The organism is Streptomyces sp. R818 (assembly GCF_056172735.1).
On sequence record NZ_JAOCNE010000012.1, the window covers coordinates 644526 to 667410 of the forward strand.

19 protein-coding genes and 2 pseudogenes are annotated in these 22885 nt (G+C 70.9%); 12 read left to right on the forward strand and 9 right to left on the reverse strand.

What is annotated here, in order from left to right; all coding sequences use genetic code 11:
• Window positions 1-13: 13 nt before the first annotated feature.
• The 5 genes from N5I75_RS29305 to N5I75_RS29325 all read left to right on the forward strand — a co-directional run bounded on the left by N5I75_RS29305 (window position 14) and on the right by N5I75_RS29325 (window position 2611).
• Window positions 14-607, forward strand: a complete 594-nt coding sequence (locus N5I75_RS29305) for a hypothetical protein (protein ID WP_476682259.1) — start codon at window positions 14-16, stop codon at window positions 605-607.
• Window positions 608-620: 13 nt separating this feature from the next.
• Window positions 621-806: a hypothetical protein gene (locus tag N5I75_RS29310; protein WP_394431838.1), complete on the forward strand. Its 186-nt coding sequence runs from the start codon at window positions 621-623 to the stop codon at window positions 804-806.
• Between the two features lie 127 nt (window positions 807-933).
• Complete coding sequence (locus N5I75_RS29315) at window positions 934-1458, forward strand: BlaI/MecI/CopY family transcriptional regulator (protein WP_476682369.1); 525 nt, start codon at window positions 934-936, stop codon at window positions 1456-1458.
• A gap of 9 nt (window positions 1459-1467) precedes the next feature.
• Window positions 1468-2028 carry an amino-acid N-acetyltransferase gene (locus N5I75_RS29320; protein WP_476682261.1) on the forward strand — a complete coding sequence of 187 codons (561 nt, stop codon included), beginning with the start codon at window positions 1468-1470 and terminating at the stop codon, window positions 2026-2028.
• A gap of 247 nt (window positions 2029-2275) precedes the next feature.
• Window positions 2276-2611 (forward strand): histone-like nucleoid-structuring protein Lsr2, encoded by a 336-nt coding sequence (locus tag N5I75_RS29325; protein ID WP_394431834.1) that lies wholly within the window; start codon window positions 2276-2278, stop codon window positions 2609-2611.
• Here the strand turns inward: N5I75_RS29325 and N5I75_RS29330 are convergent.
• The gene (locus tag N5I75_RS29330) at window positions 2590-3252 is read right to left on the reverse strand and encodes an SCO3374 family protein (RefSeq protein ID WP_476682263.1); all 663 of its coding nucleotides are present in this window, start codon (window positions 3250-3252) and stop codon (window positions 2590-2592) included. The genes N5I75_RS29325 and N5I75_RS29330 overlap by 22 nt on opposite strands.
• A 441-nt stretch (window positions 3253-3693) precedes the next feature.
• Here N5I75_RS29330 and N5I75_RS29335 point away from each other — a divergent pair, with 441 nt between their 5' ends.
• A complete protein-coding gene (locus N5I75_RS29335; RefSeq protein WP_476682265.1) occupies window positions 3694-6225 on the forward strand; it encodes an ATP-dependent Clp protease ATP-binding subunit in 2532 nt (843 codons plus the stop codon).
• 70 nt (window positions 6226-6295) lie between these two features.
• On the opposite strand, the gene N5I75_RS29340 is transcribed toward N5I75_RS29335, so the two are convergent.
• The gene (locus N5I75_RS29340; RefSeq protein ID WP_476682267.1) at window positions 6296-9304 is read right to left on the reverse strand and encodes an NACHT domain-containing protein; all 3009 of its coding nucleotides are present in this window, start codon (window positions 9302-9304) and stop codon (window positions 6296-6298) included.
• A gap of 482 nt (window positions 9305-9786) precedes the next feature.
• On the opposite strand from N5I75_RS29340, the pseudogene N5I75_RS29345 reads away from it, so the two are divergent.
• Window positions 9787-10460 (forward strand): annotated as a pseudogene (locus N5I75_RS29345) (M23 family metallopeptidase).
• A gap of 16 nt (window positions 10461-10476) precedes the next feature.
• On the opposite strand, the gene N5I75_RS29350 reads toward N5I75_RS29345, so the two are convergent.
• Entirely contained in the window at window positions 10477-11061 is a 585-nt protein-coding gene (locus N5I75_RS29350; protein ID WP_476682371.1) for a TetR/AcrR family transcriptional regulator, read from the reverse strand.
• Window positions 11062-11208: 147 nt separating this feature from the next.
• On the opposite strand from N5I75_RS29350, the gene N5I75_RS29355 reads away from it, so the two are divergent.
• Window positions 11209-12798 carry an MDR family MFS transporter gene (locus tag N5I75_RS29355; protein WP_476682269.1) on the forward strand — a complete coding sequence of 530 codons (1590 nt, stop codon included), beginning with the start codon at window positions 11209-11211 and terminating at the stop codon, window positions 12796-12798.
• A 119-nt stretch (window positions 12799-12917) separates the two neighbouring features.
• Here the strand turns inward: N5I75_RS29355 and cseC are convergent.
• From cseC to N5I75_RS29380, 5 genes and pseudogenes are all read right to left on the reverse strand, one after another.
• Window positions 12918-14299: pseudogene (gene cseC / locus N5I75_RS29360) on the reverse strand (two-component system sensor histidine kinase CseC).
• Between the two features lie 130 nt (window positions 14300-14429).
• Complete coding sequence (gene cseB, locus N5I75_RS29365; protein ID WP_476682373.1) at window positions 14430-15158, reverse strand: two-component system response regulator CseB; 729 nt, start codon at window positions 15156-15158, stop codon at window positions 14430-14432.
• Between the two features lie 87 nt (window positions 15159-15245).
• Complete coding sequence (locus N5I75_RS29370) at window positions 15246-15896, reverse strand: hypothetical protein (protein ID WP_476682375.1); 651 nt, start codon at window positions 15894-15896, stop codon at window positions 15246-15248.
• Window positions 15897-15940: 44 nt separating this feature from the next.
• Entirely contained in the window at window positions 15941-16483 is a 543-nt protein-coding gene (locus tag N5I75_RS29375) for a SigE family RNA polymerase sigma factor (protein WP_394431816.1), read from the reverse strand.
• A 341-nt stretch (window positions 16484-16824) separates the two neighbouring features.
• Window positions 16825-17736: an HhH-GPD family protein gene (locus tag N5I75_RS29380; protein WP_476682272.1), complete on the reverse strand. Its 912-nt coding sequence runs from the start codon at window positions 17734-17736 to the stop codon at window positions 16825-16827.
• Window positions 17737-18554: 818 nt separating this feature from the next.
• On the opposite strand from N5I75_RS29380, the gene N5I75_RS29385 reads away from it, so the two are divergent.
• The 3 genes from N5I75_RS29385 (at window position 18555) to N5I75_RS29395 (ending at window position 20874) form a co-directional block, all read left to right on the forward strand.
• Entirely contained in the window at window positions 18555-18764 is a 210-nt protein-coding gene (locus tag N5I75_RS29385; protein ID WP_476682274.1) for a hypothetical protein, read from the forward strand.
• Window positions 18765-18826: 62 nt separating this feature from the next.
• Window positions 18827-20194, forward strand: a complete 1368-nt coding sequence (locus N5I75_RS29390) for a sensor histidine kinase (RefSeq protein WP_476682276.1) — start codon at window positions 18827-18829, stop codon at window positions 20192-20194.
• Window positions 20182-20874, forward strand: coding sequence for a response regulator transcription factor (locus N5I75_RS29395; protein ID WP_476682278.1), 693 nt, complete (start codon window positions 20182-20184; stop codon window positions 20872-20874). Before N5I75_RS29390 ends, N5I75_RS29395 begins: the two co-directional genes overlap by 13 nt.
• A gap of 154 nt (window positions 20875-21028) precedes the next feature.
• Here the strand turns inward: N5I75_RS29395 and N5I75_RS29400 are convergent, their stop codons facing one another.
• Entirely contained in the window at window positions 21029-21703 is a 675-nt protein-coding gene (locus N5I75_RS29400; protein ID WP_476682280.1) for a phosphatase PAP2 family protein, read from the reverse strand.
• A gap of 240 nt (window positions 21704-21943) precedes the next feature.
• Here N5I75_RS29400 and N5I75_RS29405 point away from each other — a divergent pair, with 240 nt between their 5' ends.
• Window positions 21944-22807 carry a hypothetical protein gene (locus tag N5I75_RS29405; protein WP_476682282.1) on the forward strand — a complete coding sequence of 288 codons (864 nt, stop codon included), beginning with the start codon at window positions 21944-21946 and terminating at the stop codon, window positions 22805-22807.
• Window positions 22808-22885 lie beyond the last annotated feature (78 nt).

The following is a 22885-nucleotide window of genomic DNA, read 5'->3' on the forward strand; positions in this document are numbered from 1 at the left end:
GTATCGTCTTTTCATGCCCACGCCTTACGGAAACCGCGGCGGCCTGGCGTTCGGTGCAGAAGAGCTGCGTGTGCTCCGACGCGCCCTCGCCCTCGCCCTCCATCCCAGCCCGGCATCGGACACCGACGTACGGGACTGCCTCCGACTCGCGGAGTCGGTCGACGCGGCCGCGCAGGAGAGCGCCCGTATGCGGGCCTTCCTCCTCGCCGACCTCGACCGCTACCGGGCCGCCCTGCCCGGCTCCGCCAGCGGCTATCTGAGCCTCCTCGCGGACGCCCTGGCCGCGGGGTACCGGCCCGGCGCCGACGACCTCGCGGGACTGCGCGCCCTGCGGGGCAACCCGGCAGCCGCCGCGCTGCTCGGCCACTGCCGCGCCCTCGCCGAGGAGGGCGTGCGCGAGCGCCTGGCGGCCCGGCAGCGCCCGCGCGTCCCGGCCTCCCGGTCGCATCTGCTCGCGCTGCCCGGCGGCCTCACGGCGGGCGACAAGGAGCCCGCGAAGCCCCGGCCGGCCCCGCCGAAGCCGATGCCGACCCCCGCCGAGGTCTTTCCGCCGAAACGGCGGCCCGCGCGTCCCGCGGCCCCGTCGCAGCGACTGGCCGCGGGCTAGCTACTCTGGAGCCATGGACTACGTCTCCGCGCTCGTGCCCCCCGTCGTGATGGCCGTGTTCTTCATCGGCCTCATCGTGACGATCGTGAAGTCGCAGGGTGGCGACAAGAAGGCCAAGGAAGACGCGGCTGTCGACGCCGCCCTCGCCCGCGCCGAGGCCGCCCGCCAGAGCGGCGGCGCGCACGAGGCCGGGGCCTGACAGCACCGCTGTCACACTGGCCGTGGCAGGTTCAGGGGCGCCCACCGGGCGCCCCTTTTGCTGTTGATCGCAGCAGTTAGCCACGTTTCGCGTTGAATTACCGTCTTCTCCCACTATTGTGCTGTTCGTGCCCCGCCCCTTGGGAGAACTCGAAGACGCTGTGATGACACGGGTGTGGAAGTGGAACCGCCCCGTGACGGTGAGGGAAGTCCTGGAGGATCTCCAGCAGGAACGCTCCATCGCGTACACGACGGTCATGACCGTATTGGACAATCTCCATCAGAAGGGCTGGGTCCGCCGCGAGGCGGAAGGCCGGGCCTATCGATATGAGGCCGTCTCCACCCGCGCCGCCTACTCGGCCGCGCTGATGAACGAGGCATGGGGACGCAGCGACAACCCCGCCGCCGCGCTCGTCGCCTTCTTCGGCATGATGTCGTCCCAGCAGCGCGAAGCGCTCCGCGACGCCATGCGCATCGTTCAGCCCGAAGTGCCTGCCGAAGTGCCTGCCGAAGTGCCGGGCGAAGTGTCCACCGAAGTCCCGGCCGAAGAAGCGCCCGAAGTCCGGGCCGAAGTGGACCGCGAAGTCCCGTCCGAAGTACCCGCCGAAGTGCCGCCCGGACCCGGGGAAGCGGACCGGGACCCCGGGCGATAGCGTCCGCTCATGCCAGCAGAGCCCCCCGAAGTCTTCCCCCGCTCCGATTCATCCGCTAAAGCGGTCAGCGTCCGCCGGGCCAGGACCGCCGATGTGCCGGCGGTGCGCACACTGCTCGACGCGTACAGCCGACAGGGGATCCTGCTCGACAAAGCCACCGTGACGCTTTACGAGGACATCCAGGAGTTCTGGGTGGCGGAACGGGACGACAACGCGGAGGTCGTCGGCTGCGGCGCCCTGCACGTCATGTGGGAAGACCTGGCGGAGGTCCGCACGCTGGCGGTGAACCCCAAGGTCAAAGGCGGCGGCGTGGGCCACCAGGTCCTCGACAAGCTGCTGCAGACCGCGCGCTGGCTCGGCGTTCGCCGGGTTTTCTGTCTGACCTTCGAAGTCGAGTTCTTCGCCAAGCACGGCTTCGTGGAGATCGGCGAGACACCCGTCGATACGGTCGACACCGATGTCTACAGCGAGCTACTGCGTTCCTATGACGAGGGCGTCGCGGAGTTCCTCGGTCTCGAACGAGTGAAACCGAACACCTTGGGCAACAGCCGGATGCTTCTGCATCTGTGATCGTCCCGTCCGGTATTCCGGCAACGGGCGTGCCCGGGTGCCCTATGTCCGAAACGCGCATGTTTACTGCCCGGCCGGGCAGCGTACAACTCCGGGGATCTCTCCCGATCTCAGCCAGGGGTTTGTGTTTTTCCCGGAAAAGCGGTTTGCTTTCCGCGTACTGCAGTAGTGCATATAACAAGGGGACGGCGAATCGGCGGCCGTGGTCGCGTGGTCGGCCCTTCGGATATCGATGAAAGGAAATCCGGTGGCACAGAAGGTTCAGGTCCTTCTTGTCGATGACCTCGACGGTGGCGAGGCGGACGAGACTGTGACGTTCGCGCTCGACGGCAAGACCTACGAGATCGACCTCACCACCGCCAATGCGGACAAGCTGCGCGGTCTTCTCGACGCGTACGTGAAGAGCGGCCGGCGCACCGGTGGCCGTGCCGCGAGCGGCCGGGGCAAGGCGCGCGCCGCGTCCGGTGGCAACCAGGACACCGCTCAGATCCGCGCGTGGGCGAAGGAGAACGGCCACGACGTGAACGACCGCGGCCGTGTTCCCGCCGCGATCCGTGAGGCCTACGAGAAGGCCAACGGCTGAGCGCTCGGCGATGCCGATGCGCGGCGCAGCCGGGCCCGGTGGCAGCACGTCGCCGCCGTGTCCACGAGACGTACGAGATCGGGGGCGCCCCCACCGCCCCCCACGACCGGGCAGGTCGACACGGCCGTCAGGGTCGTCAGGGCCGGCAGGACCGGTTCCACCTCGCGTCCGGGCTCGGGGGGCCGCACCCACACGGCGGCCTCCTGCGCGCCGGTCCACCCCGGCGGGGTCGGCGCGTCGATGAACCCGCCCGCCCCGACCGTGACGAGGTCCAGGGGCAGCGCCCCCCATTCCAGCCAGTCGAGCAGCCCCGGCACTTCGTCGGCGCTGCCCGCCGCGAGCAGCAGCCGCATCGATTCCCCCCGCACGGCCACCGGCGAGCGGGGATCCAGCCTGCGCAGCATCGCGAACCCGGCGTCGGCCGGCACCTCCAGGACGTCGAACCGGAGCCCCGTACGCAGCAGGGCACCCTCCGGGCCGCTCGTCGTGGCCCAGCCGAGCTCGTCCTCGTACCACTGGCGGACGCGCTCGGATCCGGCCACATCGGCTGATACCCCCGCGTCGAGCGGGCGCCGCGGCTTCGGCAGCGCGGCGTCGGAACCACGGGAGGGCGGTGTCGGTGCGGGCGAAGGAACGACCATGCCAGGAGCAACCCGCAAAAACGTTCCGGGGTTACGCGCTGTGCCGCCGCAAACGCGGTGCGTGTCCGAAATAGGGGCGTACGGGAGCGTTGAGCGGCGCAATGGTGTTCGCCCATAGCGGAGGGAACCGGCGTGCGCCGCATGGAGTGTCAGTCCTTGCGGGTAAGACATCCCTAGTGGGAGGGGCGACACGGAAGGGCCGGGCCGCCCGCGTTCGCCATCGGCGTAGCGATGGTGGTCGTATCTGCCTGGCCTGCGGGAACATCGTCTCGCACCATCGGGTTGGAGCAGGTGTCGGCGTTCGGGGACGGGAGACTGTCCAAGGAAGGGTCCGGGTGTCGGCAGATGGAATGAGCGGTCCCCGCTTACGGGACTAAGCTGCGGAAGGACAGGGAGGGGACAGCCCCCTTACTGCCTGACCGCTCTGAGGAGCGATTAACGATGTTCGAGAGGTTCACCGACCGCGCGCGGCGGGTTGTCGTCCTGGCTCAGGAAGAAGCCCGGATGCTCAACCACAACTACATCGGCACCGAGCACATCCTCCTGGGCTTGATCCACGAGGGCGAGGGTGTCGCCGCTAAGGCCCTGGAGAGCCTCGGGATTTCGCTCGAGGCGGTCCGCCAGCAGGTGGAGGAGATCATCGGCCAGGGCCAGCAGGCCCCGTCCGGCCACATTCCCTTCACCCCCCGTGCCAAGAAGGTCCTGGAGCTCTCGCTCCGCGAGGCCCTTCAGCTGGGCCACAACTACATCGGCACGGAGCACATCCTGCTCGGCCTGATCCGCGAGGGCGAGGGCGTCGCCGCCCAGGTCCTCGTCAAGCTGGGCGCAGACCTCAACCGGGTGCGGCAGCAGGTCATCCAGCTGCTCTCCGGTTACCAGGGCAAGGAGACCGCCACCGCCGGCGGTCCTGCCGAGGGCACGCCCTCCACGTCCCTGGTGCTCGACCAGTTCGGCCGCAACCTGACGCAGGCCGCTCGTGAGTCCAAGCTCGACCCGGTCATCGGGCGCGAGAAGGAGATCGAGCGCGTCATGCAGGTCCTGTCGCGCCGTACCAAGAACAACCCGGTCCTGATCGGTGAGCCCGGCGTCGGCAAGACCGCCGTCGTCGAGGGCCTCGCCCAGGCCATCGTCAAGGGCGAGGTGCCCGAGACCCTCAAGGACAAGCACCTCTACACCCTCGACCTCGGCGCGCTCGTCGCCGGTTCCCGCTACCGCGGTGACTTCGAGGAGCGCCTGAAGAAGGTCCTCAAGGAGATCCGCACCCGCGGCGACATCATCCTGTTCATCGACGAGCTGCACACGCTCGTCGGCGCGGGTGCCGCCGAGGGCGCCATCGACGCCGCTTCGATCCTGAAGCCGATGCTGGCCCGCGGTGAACTCCAGACCATCGGTGCGACCACGCTCGACGAGTACCGCAAGCACCTGGAGAAGGACGCGGCCCTTGAGCGCCGCTTCCAGCCCATCCAGGTCGCGGAGCCGTCGCTGCCGCACACCATCGAGATCCTCAAGGGTCTGCGCGACCGCTACGAGGCCCACCACCGTGTCTCGATCACGGACGAGGCCCTCGTGCAGGCGGCCACGCTCGCCGACCGCTACATCTCGGACCGCTTCCTGCCGGACAAGGCGATCGACCTGATCGACGAGGCCGGTTCCCGGATGCGCATCCGCCGGATGACCGCGCCGCCGGACCTCCGCGAGTTCGACGAGAAGATCGCGGGCGTCCGTCGCGACAAGGAGTCGGCGATCGACTCCCAGGACTTCGAGAAGGCGGCGTCTCTCCGCGACAAGGAGAAGCAGCTGCTCGCGGCGAAGGCCAAGCGCGAGAAGGAGTGGAAGGCTGGCGACATGGACGTCGTCGCGGAGGTCGACGGCGAGCTGATCGCCGAGGTCCTCGCGACCGCCACCGGCATTCCCGTCTTCAAGCTGACCGAGGAAGAGTCCTCGCGACTCCTCCGCATGGAGGACGAGCTCCACAAGCGGGTCATCGGCCAGAAGGACGCCGTCAAGGCGCTCTCGAAGGCGATCCGTCGTACGCGCGCCGGTCTGAAGGACCCGAAGCGTCCGGGTGGTTCGTTCATCTTCGCGGGCCCGTCCGGTGTCGGTAAGACGGAACTCTCCAAGGCTCTGGCCGAGTTCCTCTTCGGTGACGAGGACGCGCTGATCTCCCTCGACATGTCGGAGTTCAGCGAGAAGCACACGGTCTCGCGTCTCTTCGGTTCGCCCCCCGGCTACGTGGGCTACGAAGAGGGCGGCCAGCTCACCGAGAAGGTCCGCCGCAAGCCGTTCTCCGTCGTCCTCTTCGACGAGGTGGAGAAGGCCCACCCGGACATCTTCAACTCGCTGCTCCAGATCCTGGAGGACGGTCGACTGACCGACTCCCAGGGCCGCGTCGTGGACTTCAAGAACACGGTCATCATCATGACGACCAACCTTGGTACGCGTGACATCTCCAAGGGGTTCAACCTGGGCTTCGCCGCCCAGGGCGACACGAAGTCCAACTACGAGCGCATGAAGAACAAGGTGTCGGACGAGCTCAAGCAGCACTTCCGCCCCGAGTTCCTCAACCGTGTCGACGACGTCGTCGTCTTCCCGCAGCTCTCGCAGGACGACATCCTCAAGATCGTCGACCTGATGGTCGGCAAGGTGGACGAGCGCCTCAAGGACCGCGACATGGGCATCGAGCTCTCGCAGTCCGCGAAGGAGCTCCTCTCCAAGAAGGGCTACGACCCGGTGCTCGGCGCGCGTCCGCTGCGTCGCACGATCCAGCGCGAGGTCGAGGACACCCTCTCGGAGAAGATCCTCTTCGGCGAGCTGCGTCCGGGCCACATCGTGGTCGTCGACACGGAGGGCGAGGGCGAGAACAAGACCTTCACCTTCCGCGGCGAGGAGAAGTCGGCGCTGCCGGACGTTCCCCCGATCGAGGACGCGGCGGCCGGTGGCTCCGCCGGTCCCAACCTGTCCAAGGAGGCGTAGCCCCTCCGGGGTGAGCCTGTGAGGGTGGGCCCGAACCGTTCCTTCCGGACGGTTCGGGCCCACCCTTTTTTCAGCGGGGTCGGACCGTGATCTCGGCGGTCGGGAAGAGCGCGGCGTACGAGGTCGGGTCCGGGGACGCCGCCTGGCCCGGGAAGATCTCCACAGCCTGGACCGACGGGAAGCACGACGCGTACGGGGCGAACTGGGCGGGCCCTTCGGGCAGGTGCAGGGCGAGGCGGGTGATGTGCGGGAGCTCCGGCAGCGGCGGCGGGGGAAGGGTTTCGCCTTCCAGGTAGAGCCCCCTGAGCCCCGTATGGTCGGCCAGCTCTTCCCAGTCGGCGGCCCGCAGAGGGTTGGCGCTCACGCTGAGAAAGGTGAGGCCGGACAGGATGGGCAGGGCGCGCAGGCCGGTGTGGGCCGCCGCGCCCCGCGCCAGATAGAGGGAGCGCAGCCGGTCCGAGAACGGCAGCTCGTCCATGAGCGCCTCCCCGGGCAGGGCGTAGCCGATGAACAGGGACGACAGCCGCTTCAGCGTGGACAGGCCGCGCGTGCCCGGCACCTCGATGAGGCCCAGGTGCTCCAGTCCGGTGCCGGCGAGCGGCGTGAGGTCCAGCGTGTGCGGGCTGCGGCGCAGGGTCAGGGTCCGCAGCGCGGGCAGATCCCGTAGCGGGCCCAGATCGTCCACGGCGGCGTTGTCGGCGAGCGCGAGGGCTTCCAGCCGCTCCGGATCCGTCGCCGCGAAAATCTCCTCCCACGCGTACGCGCCCGTCAGATCGAGGCGCCGCCACGGCGCCATCGTCCGCGCCGCCTCCCACTGCTCGCGGCTGCGCACCGTCAGGTCCAGCTTGTCGCGGTCCAGGTGGGCCAGGACGTCGTCCGCGTACTCCTGGGCGGGGAAGCGGTGCCAGGTGCCGACCAGTTGGCGGCGTACCTCCAGCGATGGGTGCGTGCGGTACTTCTTCAGGACCGGGAGCGAGCCCTCCTCGCCCAGCAGGGAGGCGGTCACGGTCACCGCGTGCGCCTCGTCGTCCGACAGGCCCTGCGGCCCGGGCAGGAGTTCGAGGACGAGGCGGCCCGCCTGGGCCAGCTGATGCGCCTCTGTCACGCTCCGCGGCGGGATCAGGGCCGCGGCCCGCCCCCGTACCTCCTCCGCGACCTCCTGGTCGACCGACGTCGCGTCCTGGAGGCAGGCCAGCGCGAGCAGGGTCATGCGCGGGGTGCCCGCGGCAAGGAGGCCGCGCAGCAGATGGCCGCGTTCGCGGGTGCGGGCGTGGGCGACGGCCATGCGCAGGACGTCCTCCCACTGGGTGTCGTCGGCGCGGCCGAGGAGGACGTCGAAGTGGCCCTCCTCGACCGCGTACCGGGCGGCGAGGTGGTCGAGGAAGGTGCGGTGCGTGAAGTCGACGACACCGGTGGCCGGGGAGCGCAGGACGCCGCTGCGGAGGAGGAGGTGGCGCAGGATCGCGGTCGCGTCGCCCTGGGAGGCGGCGGCGGGGACGGAGGGGAGCGCGCGTTCGAGGAGGGACAGCGCGGTGTCCTCGTCCATCTCGCTGCGGCCCGCGAGGACGAGGGCGTAGGCGAGGCGCTGGAGGAGTTCGACCTGGTCCTCGGTCTCCAGGTCGATGCCGTCGAGGTTGCCCATGCCGCGCTGGCGGTCGCGCTCGGTGAGGATCATCTGGAGCGCGGCGTCGTAGAGGGCCTTGCGGCGGGGCGGGAGGTAGCCGCGGCGGGCCCGGTGGAGGGCGCAGATGAGGCCGCACATCAGCGGGTTCGCCGCGAGGCGGGCGAGGTCGGGCTTGGTGCGCAGGGCGTCGAGGAGGGGCTCCTCGTGCTCGGGGGCGCGGGCGGCGGTGTGCCAGCGGCGGACGAAGGCGGTGACGCGGGCGCCGTCCATCGGGGCGAGGGTCAGTTCGGCGAAGCCGTCGTCGGCCAGCCATTCCGGGCGGACGGCGGTGGGGCGTGCGGTGAGCAGCCAGCGGTTGCCCGGGTAGCCGCGGACGAGGGCGAGGAGCCAGTCCCGTACGCGGAGCCGGTCGGCGGCGGGGACCTCGTCGAGCCCGTCGACCATGACGAGGGCCCGGCCGTCGGTCAGGACGCGCTCGGCCCAGCCCTCGGGCGGGGTGTGCGGGCAGTCCGTACCGGCGAGGAAGTCGGCGGGGGAGGGCAGCCGGGGCGCGCGGGCCAGGGTGCGCAGCGGCAGGACGTAGGGGACGCGGTCCTCGGTGGTGGTGGCCAGCCACTGGATCAGGGTGGTCTTGCCGGAGCCCGCGCCGCCGCGCAGCAGGACGCGGTCGTGGGCGGCGACGGCGTCGGCGACCGCGAGGCGCACGGTGACCGGAGCGGGTTCGGGGGAGCCGGGTCCCGGCGGGCCCTCGTCGGTCGTGGTCGCTTCGAGGCCGAGGTAGGCGAGGTCGAGCGGCCAGGTGTCGGAGGTGTCGCGGGGGTCGAGGCCGAAGATCGTCAGGCGGTTGTGGCGCAGGGCCAGATAGCTCCGGTAGCGCTGTTCGAAGGCGCGGTCGGCGGCGCTGCCCGGGGCTCGCGCGAGCAGGGCGTCCAGCTTGGCGATGGTCTCGGCCTGCCCGCGGCTCTGTTCGACCAGGGTGCGGGCGACGAAGGTCGACCGCTGGGTGAAGAAGTGCAGGATGTGCAGGCACGCCCACTCGGTGAGGGAGTCGAGGAAGTAGGCGGCGTCCGTGGAGAGGCCGGGGGCGGGGGCGGCCGCGCGCAGGGCGCGGGCCAGCTCGCGGTGGCCGAGACGGACGGCCTGGACGTCGTCCATGGACAGGTCGCCGAGGGAGCGCAGGGTGCGGGCGAGCGCGAGGACGACCGCTTCGCCCTCGTCGTACGGGAACGGGGGCTCGCCGGGGCCTTCGAGCGCGGCGGTGACGAGCTTCCTGGCCAGGCGTTCGACGTCCTGTTCGGTGAGTGTGCGCTTCTCGCCCTTGAAGGAGACGAGGCCGGAGATGCGGACGGGGCGGTCGGTGAGACCTGCGCCGGGGCCCTCCTGGACGAGCAGTCTGCGGAGCGCGGGGACGATCAGGCTCGAGGCCAGCCGGGTGCCGAGGACAGCGGGATCCATGGCTCGGGAGCGTAGCCCCGATCACACTCGGCGCGGGTTGGATCTTGAGCGCCGGTGACAAGCCGCACAGGCGTTTTGTCCGGTACTACCTGAAATAGTGGGACGTTGTTCCTGCGGGGCGGCTGTTACGCGACCGATGGCTGCCGTTGTTTTGTCTGTTTTGAGAACAAAGAGGCGGGTCGAGCGGGAGAGCCCCGGGACCAGGTGCGCCATGTGGGGCTAAACCATCGATCAGCGGATAAATCAGGCACTTGGCCACCGGTTCGCAGGGGGTGTCAAGAGACCGCCATCACCCCGCCCGTGTACGACCTGTCGTAGTAATTCGGGACATTGAACCGAGGGCAGGGCGGGGGTTACCAAGGGATGGCCGACCCGGCGACACGAGGACGTGAGCCGGGTCCCTTCACGCCCACCGGAGACCGCTTCAGGTTCCAGGAGGGCGACCGGACCCGAACGTCCCCAAGCTCGAAGAGGTCTCCCGCATGTCGAAGCGCACCATGTCCCACCGTTCCAGCACGTCGGTCTTCCGCAAGCGCGCCACCGTCGTGGCCGCCGGTTTCGGTCTGTCCGCCGCGCTGGGCACCGGGATCGCGCTCGCCGCCGACTCCGCCAGGGCCCGCTGCCCGCCGTCTCCGCCGCGTCCGTGCAGGCGCAGGCCGACGCCCAGGCCAAGGCCGCCGCCTCCGCCAAGCAGGCCGCCGCGAAGGCCAAGGAGGCCGCCGCGAAGAAGGCCGCCTCCTGGATCGACCCGGTCACGCACTACAAGCTCTCCGCCGGCTACGCCCAGGGCGGCTCCATGTGGTCCACCGGCAAGCACTCCGGCCAGGACTTCGCCGTGCCGATCGGCACCGACGTGATGGCCGTGCACGGCGGCACCGTCGTCAAGACCGGCGGCAACGGCGCCGGTGACGGCCCCGCCTACGGCAACGCCGTCGTCATCAAGCACGGCAACGGCACGTACTCGCAGTACGCGCACCTGTCCCGGGTCGACGTCCACGTCGGCCAGACCGTGACCACGGGCCAGCACATCGCCAAGTCCGGCAACACCGGCAACTCCAGCGGCCCGCACCTGCACTTCGAGATCCGCACGACGCCGAACTACGGCTCCGCGGTGAACCCGGTCGCCTTCATGCACTCCAAGGGCGTGAAGGTCTGATCCACCGGGGGCCGCGTCAGCCCTTGTGGGCCTGAACGATCAGGTCCGTGGCGGCCTCGAGGATGGCCTCGCGCTTCTCCTCGGGGTCGCCTTCGACGTCCTTGAGGACGAACATCCCCGCGTGCATCGAGAACAGGGCGCTGAAGCAGCGCACCCGGTTGGTCATGGTGGCGTTCTCGGGCAGCAGGTGGTCGAGGAGGGTCGTCATCCGCTCCTTGACGTTCTCGCCGATGCTCAGCTCGCGCATCGTCGCCTGGTTCTCCTGCATGAAGCGGAAGAGCCGGGACGCGTTGGTGAGCGCGATGCCGTAGCGGGTGAGGATCTCGCGCTTGGTGTCCAGGGTCGGCGGCTGCCCGTCCGCCCAGACGATCAGCTCGTCGATCGGGGTGATCAGGTCGTCGAAGAGGCTGACGACGATGTCTTCCTTGGTCTTGAAGTGGTAGTACAGCGCGGCCTTGGTGACGCCCAGGCGCTCGGAGATCTCCCTCAGCGAGGTCTTCTCGTAGCCCTGTTCGGCGATGAGTTCGAGGGCCACGTCCTGGATGCGCTGGCGGGTGTCCCCGCGCCGCTGCTGCGGCTTGTTGCTGCTGCCCGTGACCATCGCGTGCCCCTCGTGCTCCTTGAAGTTCTCTTGGGAGAAACTTACTTGACGCCCGGCTAGTTGGCGCTCTACCTTCCCCATTGTAAGTAACTAGCCGGGCGGCAAGTAAGCCCCGGCGGGACTCGTCTTCTGGGGGAGCTGGGGATCATGGCGACAGCAGCGATACAGGAAAAAGAGCAGGGGAAACAGCCGCGCAGCGTGCGCGTCGTGCTGATGGCGCTGATGATCGCCATGCTGCTCGCCATGCTCGACAACATGATCGTCGGCACCGCGATGCCGACGATCGTCGGTGAGCTGGGCGGACTCGACCACCTCTCGTGGGTCGTCACCGCCTATACGCTCGCCACCGCCGCCTCCACCCCCATCTGGGGCAAGATCGGCGACATGTACGGCAGGAAGGGCGCCTTCCTGACCTCCATCGTCATCTTCCTGATCGGCTCCGCGCTCAGCGGCATGGCGCAGGACATGGGCCAGCTCATCGGCTTCCGGGCCGTCCAGGGCCTCGGCGCCGGCGGTCTGATGGTCGGCGTCATGGCGATCATCGGTGACCTCATCCCGCCCCGGGAGCGCGGCAAGTACCAGGGCATGATGGCCGGCGTCATGGCCCTCGCCATGATCGGCGGACCGCTCGTCGGCGGCACCATCACCGACCACCTCGGCTGGCGCTGGGCCTTCTACATCAACCTGCCGATCGGCGCCGTCGCGCTCGTGATGATCACCGCGGTGCTGCATCTGCCGAAGAAGCGTTCCTCCGGGAAGATCGACTATCTCGGCGCGGCGCTGCTCACCGTCGGCATCACCGCGATCGTGCTCGTCACGACCTGGGGCGGCACCGAGTACGCCTGGACCTCCGCCGTGATCATGGAGCTGGCCGGTATCGGCGTCGCCGCGCTCGTCGGCTTCGTCTTCTCCCAGACCAGGGCCGCCGAACCGATCGTGCCGCTGCACATCTTCCGCAGCCTGAACTTCACGCTGATGTCCCTGATCGGCTTCATCACCGGATTCGTGATGTTCGGCGCGGTGCTCTTCCTGCCGCTGTACCAGCAGGCCGTGCAGGGCGCGTCCGCGACCAACTCCGGGCTCCTGCTCCTGCCCATGCTGCTCTCGATGATGGTCGTCTCGCTGGTCGCGGGGCGGGTCACCACGAACACCGGCAAGTACAAGGTCTTCCCGATCGCCGGCAGCGTGCTGATGGTGGCCGGGCTCTTCCTCCTCGCCCAGATGGACACCGGCACCTCCCGCTTCACCTCCGGCCTCTACATGGCCGTGCTCGGCGCCGGTATGGGCTGCCTGATGCAGATCACGATGCTGGTCGCGCAGAACAGCGTCGAGATGAAGGACATGGGCGTCGCGTCCTCGTCGACGACGCTCTTCCGCACCCTGGGCTCGTCGTTCGGTGTCGCCATCATGGGCGCGCTGTTCAACAACAAGGTGCAGGACGTCATGGCGCAGAAGGCGGGCGCGCTCGGCGGCAAGATCACCGAGCAGTCGGCGCAGCTCGACGCGGCGAGCCTGGCGAAGCTTCCGGCGCAGGCCCGCGAGGCCTACCAGGACGCGGTCTCCTCCGGCACGCACTCCGCGTTCCTGCTGGGCTCGATCGTGGCGATCGGCGCGCTGATCGCGGCGTGGTTCGTCAAGGAGGTCGCGCTGCGGGGGGCCGGGCCGCAGAAGCCGGCCGAGGATGGTGCGGCTGGGGACGCCGCGCGGGGCGGGAAGACGGTCGCAGAGTCCGTCTGAGCGGACCGCTCCCTCATCCACCCTCGGCTGTGAACGGCCCCGGCGCTGCGAAGCGTCGGGGCCGTCGGCCGTTGCGATCCGTGACGCGGGCGGAGCCCCCGGGACCGTCCACCGGCCGCCTACTTGCTGTCGGGCAGGCGCAGCATCGGGAAGCTGCCGGTGTTGGTCGGTGCGTGCTCGGGGAGCCAGAGGACGGCGACCGCGCCCTCGGCGGGGGTGTCGGGCCCGGCCCCGGCGGACGTACGTTGCGGAAGGTGAGCCGGGCGCCGAGGACCTGGGCCTGACCTGCCGCGATCGTCAGGCCGAGCCCGTGCCCGTGCCCCGCGCGGTCGGCGGCGCCGGTGCGGAACCGGCTCGGTCCCTCCTCCAGAAGCTCCTCGGGGAAGCCCGGCCCATGATCGCGGACCCGGATGACGCGGCCCTCGACGCTGACCTCTATGGGCGGACGGGCGTGCTTCGAGGCGTTCGCCAGCAGGTTGATGAGGATGCGCTCCAGGCGGCGCGGATCGGTCGTCACCTCGGACTCATGGACGACCTGCACGGAGACGCCGTCGGCCGCGCGGGCCGCGATCCGGCGCTCCACGAACTCGCCCAGCATGATGTCCTGCAGCTCGGCCCGCTCGGCGGCACTGTCGAGGCGTGCCACTTCGAGCACGTCCTCGACGAGGGTGCGCATCGCCTGCGCCCGGTCCTTCACCAGCTCGCTCGGCCGCCCCTCGGGCAGCAGCTCCGCCGCCGTCAACAGACCGGTGACCGGCGTACGCAGCTCATGCGCGATGTCCGCCGTGACCCGCCGCTCGGCCTCCAGACGCTGCTGAAGGGCGTCCGCCATCGCGTCGACCGCACGGGCGAGATCATCGGTCTCGTCCCGTACGACACCGCCGATCGCCTCCCGTACGCGGACGTCGGTGCTGCCCTGCGCGACCTCGCGGGCCGCGCCCGCCGCCTTGCGCAGACGGCGCGAGAGCTGCCCGCCGATGAGCACGCCGAGCGCGCTGCCGCCGAGGACCACCGAGATGGAGCCGATGAGCAGGGCCTGGTCCAGGTCCTTCATGACGGTCGCGCTGCGATCGGTGAAACGGGTGTGCACCGACAGCAGGTCGCCGTTGCCGAGCGGAACCGCGGCCCAGATGTCGGGCACGCCGTTGGACGGCTCGGAGATGTAGGTGGCGCGGCGCCCGGACAGCGCCTTCTGCCGCAGGTCACGCGGCATGTCAGGGTCGTTGACCTTGAACCCGACCGGCAGGTTGCCGCCGCGCGCCGCGTACTGCCGCTGCACGAACTGGATCCGCTCGTCCTGGACGTCGCGGGCGTTGTCCAGCATCGAGACCCGCGCCGCGTTGTGCACGACGAGACTCAGCGCGACGGCGACCAGCGCCCCCACCGAGGCGATGGCCACACTGATCTTCCACCGCACCCCGGACCGCAGGCTGCGCCGCAGCCGACGGGGGAGGAGGGTGCGCAGGGACACCCGGGCACGCGACGACCGGGGCCCGGTCATATCCCCACCCACATCAGGCACGTAGACAACATCGGCGTCGGTCCAGATACACGCATCGGCGTCGGCAGAGGCAGAGGCAGAGGCAGAGGCATCGGCATAGGCATCGGCATAGGCATCGGATATGGCCCGCTCAGGCCTTGAGCTTGTAGCCGAAGCCGCGGACCGTCTCGATGCGGTCCTGCCCGATCTTCGTCCGCAGCCGCTGGACGTGGACGTCGACGACACGGGTGTCCCCGCCCCAGCCGTAGTCCCAGACGCGCTCCAGAAGCTTGTCGCGGGAGAGGACGGTGCCGGGGGCGGCGGAGAACTCCAGGAGGAGCCGCATCTCGGTCGGCGTCAGGGCGACCGGCACGCCGTCCTTCCTGACCTCCATGCCCTCGGTGTCGATCTCCAGGTCCCCGAAGTGCAGCACGCCGCCGTCGGGCCCGGCCGACTCCTCCGCGGCGCCGGTCCCGGCCGCCGACGGCCCCCCGGCATGTCCGAAGCGGCGCAGCACCGCACGGATCCGGGCCACGAGCACGGCCCCGTCGAACGGTTTCGTCACGTAGTCGTCGGCCCCCGCCTCCAGGCCCAGTACGACATCGATGGAGTCGGCGCGCGCGGACAGCATGATCACGGGGACCGTCGACTCGTCGCGGATACGACGGCACAAGGAGACCCCGTCGAGCCCGGGGAGCATCACGTCGAGGAGGGCGATGTCCGGCTGGTCCGCGCGGAACGCCTGGAGACCGGCGAGCCCGTCGGGCATGGCGGTGACCGCGAAGCCGTCCCGCTCCAGAGCGAGCTGTGTCGCCTCGCGGATGACGTCGTCGTCCTCGACGAACAGCACGTGGGTCTGCTCACCCTTGCGCTCACCCATGGCGCTCATTGCCCTCTCCATCCGACGCTCTGGCCGTGTCTGTCCATGTATGTACGTGATAGGTACGCGTGACTGTATGTGGGTGTCTCAGCCGTCGTCCGCGGGGGCGGGCGACGCCCCGTCCACGGCGTGGCTGTAGTCGTTGTGCGTACGGCTCTCCTGCGCGAAGCCGTTCCCGCTCCAGCGATAGGTGAGGATCTCCTCGCCCGACGGGGATGAGACCGAGTCGCCCTTCTCGTACACCTGCTTGGTGACCACGAGATCACCCCGGTCGATCTCCGCGTAGACCGGGGGTTCCTCGGCCTGGAACACGTTCCGGTACGAGCCCGCGTCGTCCTGGTACACGTACGTCCCGATGCCGACGGCATCGCCGCACGTCATCACGTTCACGAGAACATCGTCGGAGCCACCGCCGGTCAGATTCCCGTAGCTGACGTCGACCGGGTACTCGTCGGCGACACACGGCTTCAGATCGCGCTTGATGTCCGCGCTGACCTTGGGATCGTCCTTGAGCAGCCGGACGGCGTCGACCGAGTCCGGGGTCTTGGCCGCGGACGGGGCCGACGGCGACGCCTTCGCGGTGGCGGCCGACTCGGTCGACCCGACCGGATCGGTCCGGGCGGGGCCCTCGTCACGGGCGCCCGTACCACCGGCCGAACACGCCGCGAGGAACCCGACGAAAAGCCCGACGGCGGCGAGCCCGGCGATCGCCGAACTCCCCGCCTTCAAGACCCACAGGGCCCTGCGGATCCGTGCCCCACGGATCCTGGAGGCACGTGTGCCTAGGCCGCGCAACGCTCCCGCTCCTCACGCTCGAGCGCGCGTGCATCGAGGTCCCGGCTCTCCAGCTCCTCACGGAGGCGGGCGAGGGCCCGGTGCAGCGTGCTCTTCACGGTTCCGGCCGACATTCCGAGCGCGGCGGCCGTCTCCTCGGTGGACATCTGCTCCCAGTGTCGCAGCACGACGACGCTGCGCTGCTTCGGAGCCAGCACCTTCATGATGTCCATCAGGAGCGCGCGGTCGGCGTGCTGCTCCGTGGAGTCGTCCATCGAGGACTCGGGAAGCTGCTCGGTGGGCACCTCTTCCAGCTTCCGGGCGCGCCACCACTCGGTCCGCGTGTTGATCATGACGCGCCGCAGGTAGGCGTCGGCCAGGCGCTTGTCGGCTATGCCGTCCCACCGCCCGTACGTCCGTACGAGCGCGGTCTGCAGCAGGTCCTGGGCGTCCACGGGGTCCGGCACCAGGCGCCGGGCGCTGCGCAACAGGGCGTCCTGTCGCGTCCTGACGTACTCCTCGAACTCGAGCACCTCGCCGCCGTGCGCCATGATCAACCGCCTCCCGCTTCCCGCAAGCCCCGTGTGTGTCGTCCGCACCGGTCATGTGCGGTCACGAGGAAGAAGTTACGGAGGGGTTGTCACGGCGTTGTCCGTTCCAGGCGTCGGAGACCGCACGGCTGTCCGTCGGTTGTGTAACGAACGCAAGAGCGAACTCTCAACTCGCACGACGCGCTCCGGGTCGGGCGGCTGCCCGCCGCCAGGGAGGCGGTCGCGGAAGGTGCCCGTCAGCCGGCCGGGAGGCGGTCGCGGAAGGTGTCCGTCAGCTGGCCGGGAGGCGGTCGCGGAAGGTGTCCGTCAGCTGGCCGGGAGGCGGTCGCGGAAGGTGTCCGTCAGCCGGCCGGGAGGCGGTAGAAACCACCTCCGAGCGGTTCCACCAGGCCGTCGTCGACGAGGCCGTCCAGGGCGCGGGCGCGCTGCACCGGCTCGTGCCACACCCGGTCGAGCGCCGCCTGCGGTACGGGGGCGACGGCGTCCCGCAACACGGCCAGCAACTTGCCCCGCACCTGACGGTCGGTCCCCGCGTACGTCTGCCCGCGCCGCGGCGGCCCGTCATGCGCGGGCTTGCCCGCCAGGCGCCACGCGCACATCGCCGCGATCGGGCACCGGTGGCACTCCTCGTTCTTCGCGGTGCACACCAGCGCGCCCAACTCCATCGACGCCGCCGCCCACTTCGCCGCGGTCTCCTCCTGCTCGGGGAGGAGGGCGCGGGCGAGCTTGCGCTCCGCGGCGGTGGTGGCGTTCGGCGGGTACTGCACGCCGGTGACGGCCCGCGCGAGGACGCGCCGCACGTTCGTGTCGAGCACCGCGTGGCGCTGGCCGTACGCGAACGAGGCGACCGCCGCCGCCGTGTACTCGCCGATGCCGGGCAGGGCGAGCAGCTGCGCGTGCCCGGTCGGTACGTCGCCGCCGTGCCGTTCCGTTATGGCCACGGCCGCGCCGTGCAGCCGCAGGGCCCTGCGCGGGTAGCCGAGGCGGCCCCACGCGCGTACGGCCTCGCCCGGGGCGTCCTTCGCGAGGTCCGCGGGGCGGGGCCAGCGGGCGATCCACTGCTCGTACACGGGCAGGACCCGGCTCACCGGGGTCTGCTGCAGCATGAACTCGCTGACCATCACGGCCCACGGGCCCGCGTCGGGGTGGCGCCAGGGGAGGTCTCTGGCGTGTTCGCCGAACCAGTCGATGACGGGTTCGTGCAGATCGGAGCGGCCGGGGACGTTCTCGGGGGTCTCAATGAGCGCAGTCATGGCACCCACGATGGTGCCACGCCCCCCGCCCCGGCAGGCCCCGACCCGCGCGCGGCCTCATCTGGGTGGCCGGGCAGCGGGCCGTTTGCACGAGCGTGCCGGGGTGTGTGTGGGGGTGGCTCCGCCCGGGGCGGGGAGGGAGGGGGCGGGCCGCTTGAGGTGGGGCGGGTTCTTGTGCGGGCCTGTTAGGGCGGTGCCCCGGCGCTGGGGTGCCGCCTTGCCCACCCTGCCGCCCTGGGGGTCCCCCCGTACGGAGTCTGGGGGAGGCAGATTGCCCAAGGCGGTGTGGCTCCGCCCGGTGCGGGGAGGGGACGGGCCGCCCGGGGCGGGGCGGGTTCTTGTGCGGGCCTGTTTGGACGGTGCCCCGGCGCTGGGGTGCCGCCTTGCCCACCCTGCCGCCCCAGGCGGCAGATTGCCCAAGGCGGGGCGGGGTGGGGAGGTGCGGGGAGCGGCAGGTTGCCCGAGGCGGGGTGTATGGCGCTCGGGGTGGCAGATTGCCCAAGGTGGGGTGGGATGTGCGGGGAGCGGCAGGTTGCCTGAGGTGGGGTGCATGGCGCCCGGGGTGGGCGGCGCAGGTTCCGGGGAGGGGCGTCAGGCGTCCGGGGTGGGCGGTGTTTGGGGAGGGGCACCGGTCCGCACTCGCGAGTCGGCCGGAGGGGACGCGTCGGGGTGCCCCCGCAGGACTCCGCTGGAATGGAGTGCAGGGTGACTCGCCTATGGCGGACCGTGGGGGATGAGGCCTATCCGGCCGAGGAGGCGCCCCGGCGCGGCCCCGCCCCACCATCCAGCGATGCGCGCAACACCGTACCGTCGAGCGGATGAAGCGCAGAGGTTGTCGTACCGCCGGGCCGGACCTGGCGCTCTGGGTGGCGCTCGGGCTGCCCGTGCTCCTCGTGGACCGCCTCCACCTGCACGAACCCAGCGCCGCCTGGCAACAACTGGCCGGCCTCGCCGCGATCGCCGCCGCCACGGCCACGCACCGCCGCCGCCCGCCACCGCCTTCCTCCTCGCAGCCATCCCGGCCCTAGCCACCGCCCCCTCCCTCTTCACCCTCTCCTACGGCCCCGCCCTCGCCGCCTTCGCCTACCTGATGGGCCTGCGCTCCACACCCGTACGCCCGTCGCTGCTCGCGTTCGCCGCCGTCGCCCTCACCGGCACCGCGAGAATCGCCGCACGCCAGGTCGACCCCGCCGCGGAGTGGCTCGTCCTCATGGGCACGCTCCTGTTCGGCGCGGTCTTCCCATGGCTCATCGGCCGCTACTGGCGACAGAGCCGCGAGCTGACCGCCGCCGGCTGGGCCAGAGCCGAGCAGCTCGAACGAGAGCACCGCATCGTCGCCGACCGCGCCCGCCTCCTCGAACGGTCCCGCATCGCCCAGGACATGCACGACTCCCTCGGCCACGAGCTGAGTCTGATCGCGGTACGGGCGGGCGCCCTGCAGGTAGCCCCCGACCTGGCGGAGCCCCACCGCAGGGCCGCCGCCGAACTGCGCGCGGCCGCGTCCGACGCCACCGACCGGCTGCACGAGATCATCGGCCTGCTCCGCGAGGAGGACGACGAACCGGCCCCGCTGGCCCCGCCCGGCGAGAGCGTCGCGGAGCTGGTGGAGCGGGCGGCGGAATCGGGGATGCCCGTACGACTCCTGGGACCGCGGGCCCCGGACGACCGGACCGCGTACAGAGTGGTGCAGGAGGCGCTGACGAACGCGGCGAAACACGCCCCGGGCGCCCTGGTCACCGTAGAGACGACAGAGACGACAGAGACGACAGGGACGGCGCCCCCGGCCCGCCCCGCGCTGACGATCACCGTCACGAACGGCCGCCCTCCGCACCCACTCCCCGACCCCCTCCCACCCAGCAGCAGCGGCACAGGCCTCCTCAACCTGCGCACCCGCATCACCGCCCTGGGCGGCACGTTCGAGGCGACCCCGCACGAGGACGGCTTCCGAGTCACGGCCCACTTGCCCGCGCCAGGAGCACCAGGAGCACCGGAAGCACCAGGAGCACCGAAACCGGCCACGCACAGCACCCCGACCGGCTTCGCGACCGCGCGCCGCAGCGCCCGCCGCCGCGTAGCCCTGGCGTTCACGGCGGCAGCGGTAGCGGGAACCGTTCTGATCGGCGCGGCGTTCACCTGGTACGCGTACACGAAGACGCACGCCGTCCTCTCCCCGCAGGCGTACGCCCAGTTGCGCACCGGCACACCGTTCGCCGAGGCGGCATCCCGGCTGCCCGACCGCACGATCGGCGACCCGCCGGTGGAGCGGGCGCCCACGCCGCCGCCCGCGCACGCGGACTGCCGCTATTACCGTGCGAGCGGTGAACTGTTCGTGCCGGTCGAGCACTTCAGGCTCTGCTTCGACGACGACGCGGCGCACACCCTCATCGACAAGGCGGTGATCCCGAAGGCGGGCACGGCCGAGCAGGTACAGGAGGAGGAAGAGGAATGGGCCCGCTGAACGACGACGACGTCCCGGAGAGCCGGCGCATCAGCGTCCTCCTCGCCGACGACGAGGCGATGATCCGCGCGGGCGTGGGCGCGATCCTCGCGGCGGGCGGCGACTTCGAGGTGGTGGCGGAGGCGTCGGACGGCCGCGAGGCGGTGGCACTGGCGCGGGCGCACCGCCCGGACGTGGCGCTGCTCGACATCCGGATGCCCCGCCTGGACGGCCTGGCGGCGGCCGAGGAGATCACGGCGACGGTGCCGGGCACGGCGGTGGCGATGCTGACGACGTTCTCCGAGGACGCGTACGTGGCGCGGGCGCTCGGCGGCGGGGCGACGGGTTTCCTGCTCAAGTCGGGCGACCCGCACGAACTGATGGCGGGTGTACGGGCGGTGGCGGACGGCGCGGCGTTCCTGTCGCCGAAGGTGGCGCGGCACGTGATCGACGGCATGGGCGGCGCCGGAAGGCTCGCGCGCGAGGCGTCGGCACGTGAGCGCGTGGCGCGGCTGAGCCCGCGGGAGCGGGAGGTCCTCGGCCTGGTCGGCGCGGGCCTGTCGAACCCGGAGATCGCGGGCCGCCTGCACTTGGTGGAAGGGACGGTGAAGGCGTACGTCAGCGCGGTGCTCGACCGCCTGGAGGTCAAGAACCGAGTACAGGCGGCGATCGTGGCGTACGAGGCGGGTCTACTGGCGTAAGGCTGCGGCGGAACGGGGGCCACCCCACAAAGCTGCGGCGGAACGGGGGCCACCCCACAAAGCTGCGGCGGAACCGGTGCCACCGCACAAAGCTGCGGCGGAACCGGTGCCACCCCACAAAGCGGGTCCCAGCCCCCCGGCAGCCCCGCCCCGCCTACCGTCGATGCGCTCCACCCCGCGCCCGCCGCCCCCCGGACGCCACCACATACCCGCCACCGGCACCCGCAGGGCCCGGCCCCGCGAACCACCGGGCGAGCCCGTTCCCGGACCCCCGCATCGCCTCGGTCACCCGCGCCCCCGGACGCGTGAGGAGGCGTACGGCGAGGAACGTGACCAGGGTGCCGAGGACAAGACCCGTGGCGACGTCGTGCGGGTAGTGCACGCCGACGAAGACGCGGGAGAACGCCATGAGGATCGCCATCGGCACGGTGAGGAAGCCGAGTCTGGGCCAGGCGAGCGCCAGCCCCACCGCGGCCGCCGCGGCGATGGTGGCGTGGTTGCTGGGGAAGGACCAGTCCCCGTAGACGGGACAGTCCACGAGCGGAGGCAACGCACCGGAGACGGCCCGGCAGGGCCGTTCCTCATCGATCCCCGATTTGGCCAACTCGCTGCACACGTACGCCACCGCGGTGGCCAGCGGCGCGAGGACCGCGACGGCGAAGGCCCGCGGATCACCGCGCCGCGCCCGCCCCCAGGCGACGACGAACAGCACGGCGAAGAGCAGCAGCCCCAGTTCGGTCCACACCTCCATCAAGTGCTGAAACCAGGAAGGGGTGTCGTGCGCGAACTGGAGGATGGAGCGATAGAGATCGGAGTCGATGGTTCCCATGGTGACGGACAGTACGCAATGACGGGGCCCCGTCACATCTCGCGATGGTCGCGGACGGCACCTGACGAAAGACAGGGGTGCGCTCACACCGAGCTCACACCGCGCTCAGCCCGCTCTCACGCCCGCGGCACGCCTACGGCACGCCTACGGCACGCCTGCGTGATGATGATCCGGAAAACTTGACGCGTGGGGCGGCGGGTGAGCGCTGGACAACGCCCGTTCGGTCGTAAGGTTTGGGGCGTGGGATCTCTGCGCAATCCGATCGGGCCGCTTCCCTCCTCCATCTACTGGCGCAGGAGGGTGGTTCTGGCGTCCATTGTCGTGCTCCTGGCGCTGCTCGTCGTATGGATCGTCAACTTGGGCGGCGGGGGCGGGAACAACGGCGCCGACGGTTCCAACGGCAAGCACCCGACGGACGTCATCACGCCGGGCCCGTCCGGTACGGGCCCCGCGATCACCGAACACCCGGGCGGCCGCGACGAGTCGGGCGGATCGTCCTCGGGCGGCGGCTCCGGCTCCGGCGGCGGATCGGGCGACGACGCGGGCGACGGTGACGGTGCGAGCGGCGGCGCGGGCGGCGCGGGCGGTTCGGCGGGCGGCAGCGCGGCCGGTGCCGGCGGCAGCGGCAAGGGCGGCGGCAACGGCTATGGCGGCGGCTCCACTTCGACCTCCGGCGACGTGGTCCCGGCCGGCTCGACCCTGCCCGACTGCACGACCGGCGGCGTGACCCTCGCCGTGCGCAGCATCCACAACTCGTACGGCCCCGGCGCCAAGCCGAAGCTCGAACTGGCCGTCAAGAACACCACCGACAAGGACTGCAAGGTCGATCTCGGCCCGAAGACGGCGGTCGTGACGATCACGAAGGCGGACGACGACGACGCGTACTGGTCGTCCGAGGACTGCCCGACGGGTACGGGCGGCATCGTGCTCAGGGTCCCGGCGGGCGGCAAGGTCACGCAGACGCTGACGTGGGACCGCGAGCCGAGCGCTCCGCGGTGTGCGACTCCTGCGGCGGGGGCGGCGGGGCCGGGCACTTACCTGGTCGAGGTCAAGGGGGCCCAACTGGCGGCCGCCCGGGCGTCGTTCGTCCTGAAGTCGGACTGAGCTGAGTCCTGGGGCGGGGCTCGGCTCACCGCCACGGGGCTCCGCCCCGGACCCCGCTCCTCAATCGCCGGAGGGGCT

Excerpts from the sequence above, each read along its gene's own strand:
- N5I75_RS29310 (WP_394431838.1), top strand. The coding sequence starts at position 621 with ATGGACTACGTCTCCGCGCTCGTGCCCCCCGTCGTGATGGCCGTGTTC.
- N5I75_RS29340 (WP_476682267.1), bottom strand. The coding sequence starts at position 9,304 with ATGGATCCCGCTGTCCTCGGCACCCGGCTGGCCTCGAGCCTGATCGTC.
- N5I75_RS29400 (WP_476682280.1), bottom strand. The coding sequence starts at position 21,703 with ATGGGAACCATCGACTCCGATCTCTATCGCTCCATCCTCCAGTTCGCG.
- N5I75_RS29320 (WP_476682261.1), top strand. The coding sequence starts at position 1,468 with ATGCCAGCAGAGCCCCCCGAAGTCTTCCCCCGCTCCGATTCATCCGCT.
- cseB (WP_476682373.1), bottom strand. The coding sequence starts at position 15,158 with ATGGGTGAGCGCAAGGGTGAGCAGACCCACGTGCTGTTCGTCGAGGAC.
- N5I75_RS29335 (WP_476682265.1), top strand. The coding sequence starts at position 3,694 with ATGTTCGAGAGGTTCACCGACCGCGCGCGGCGGGTTGTCGTCCTGGCT.
- N5I75_RS29350 (WP_476682371.1), bottom strand. The coding sequence starts at position 11,061 with ATGGTCACGGGCAGCAGCAACAAGCCGCAGCAGCGGCGCGGGGACACC.
- N5I75_RS29385 (WP_476682274.1), top strand. The coding sequence starts at position 18,555 with ATGAAGCGCAGAGGTTGTCGTACCGCCGGGCCGGACCTGGCGCTCTGG.
- N5I75_RS29395 (WP_476682278.1), top strand. The coding sequence starts at position 20,182 with ATGGGCCCGCTGAACGACGACGACGTCCCGGAGAGCCGGCGCATCAGC.
- N5I75_RS29390 (WP_476682276.1), top strand. The coding sequence starts at position 18,827 with ATGGGCCTGCGCTCCACACCCGTACGCCCGTCGCTGCTCGCGTTCGCC.
- N5I75_RS29375 (WP_394431816.1), bottom strand. The coding sequence starts at position 16,483 with ATGGCGCACGGCGGCGAGGTGCTCGAGTTCGAGGAGTACGTCAGGACG.
- N5I75_RS29355 (WP_476682269.1), top strand. The coding sequence starts at position 11,209 with ATGGCGACAGCAGCGATACAGGAAAAAGAGCAGGGGAAACAGCCGCGC.
- N5I75_RS29380 (WP_476682272.1), bottom strand. The coding sequence starts at position 17,736 with ATGACTGCGCTCATTGAGACCCCCGAGAACGTCCCCGGCCGCTCCGAT.
- N5I75_RS29305 (WP_476682259.1), top strand. The coding sequence starts at position 14 with ATGCCCACGCCTTACGGAAACCGCGGCGGCCTGGCGTTCGGTGCAGAA.
- N5I75_RS29330 (WP_476682263.1), bottom strand. The coding sequence starts at position 3,252 with ATGGTCGTTCCTTCGCCCGCACCGACACCGCCCTCCCGTGGTTCCGAC.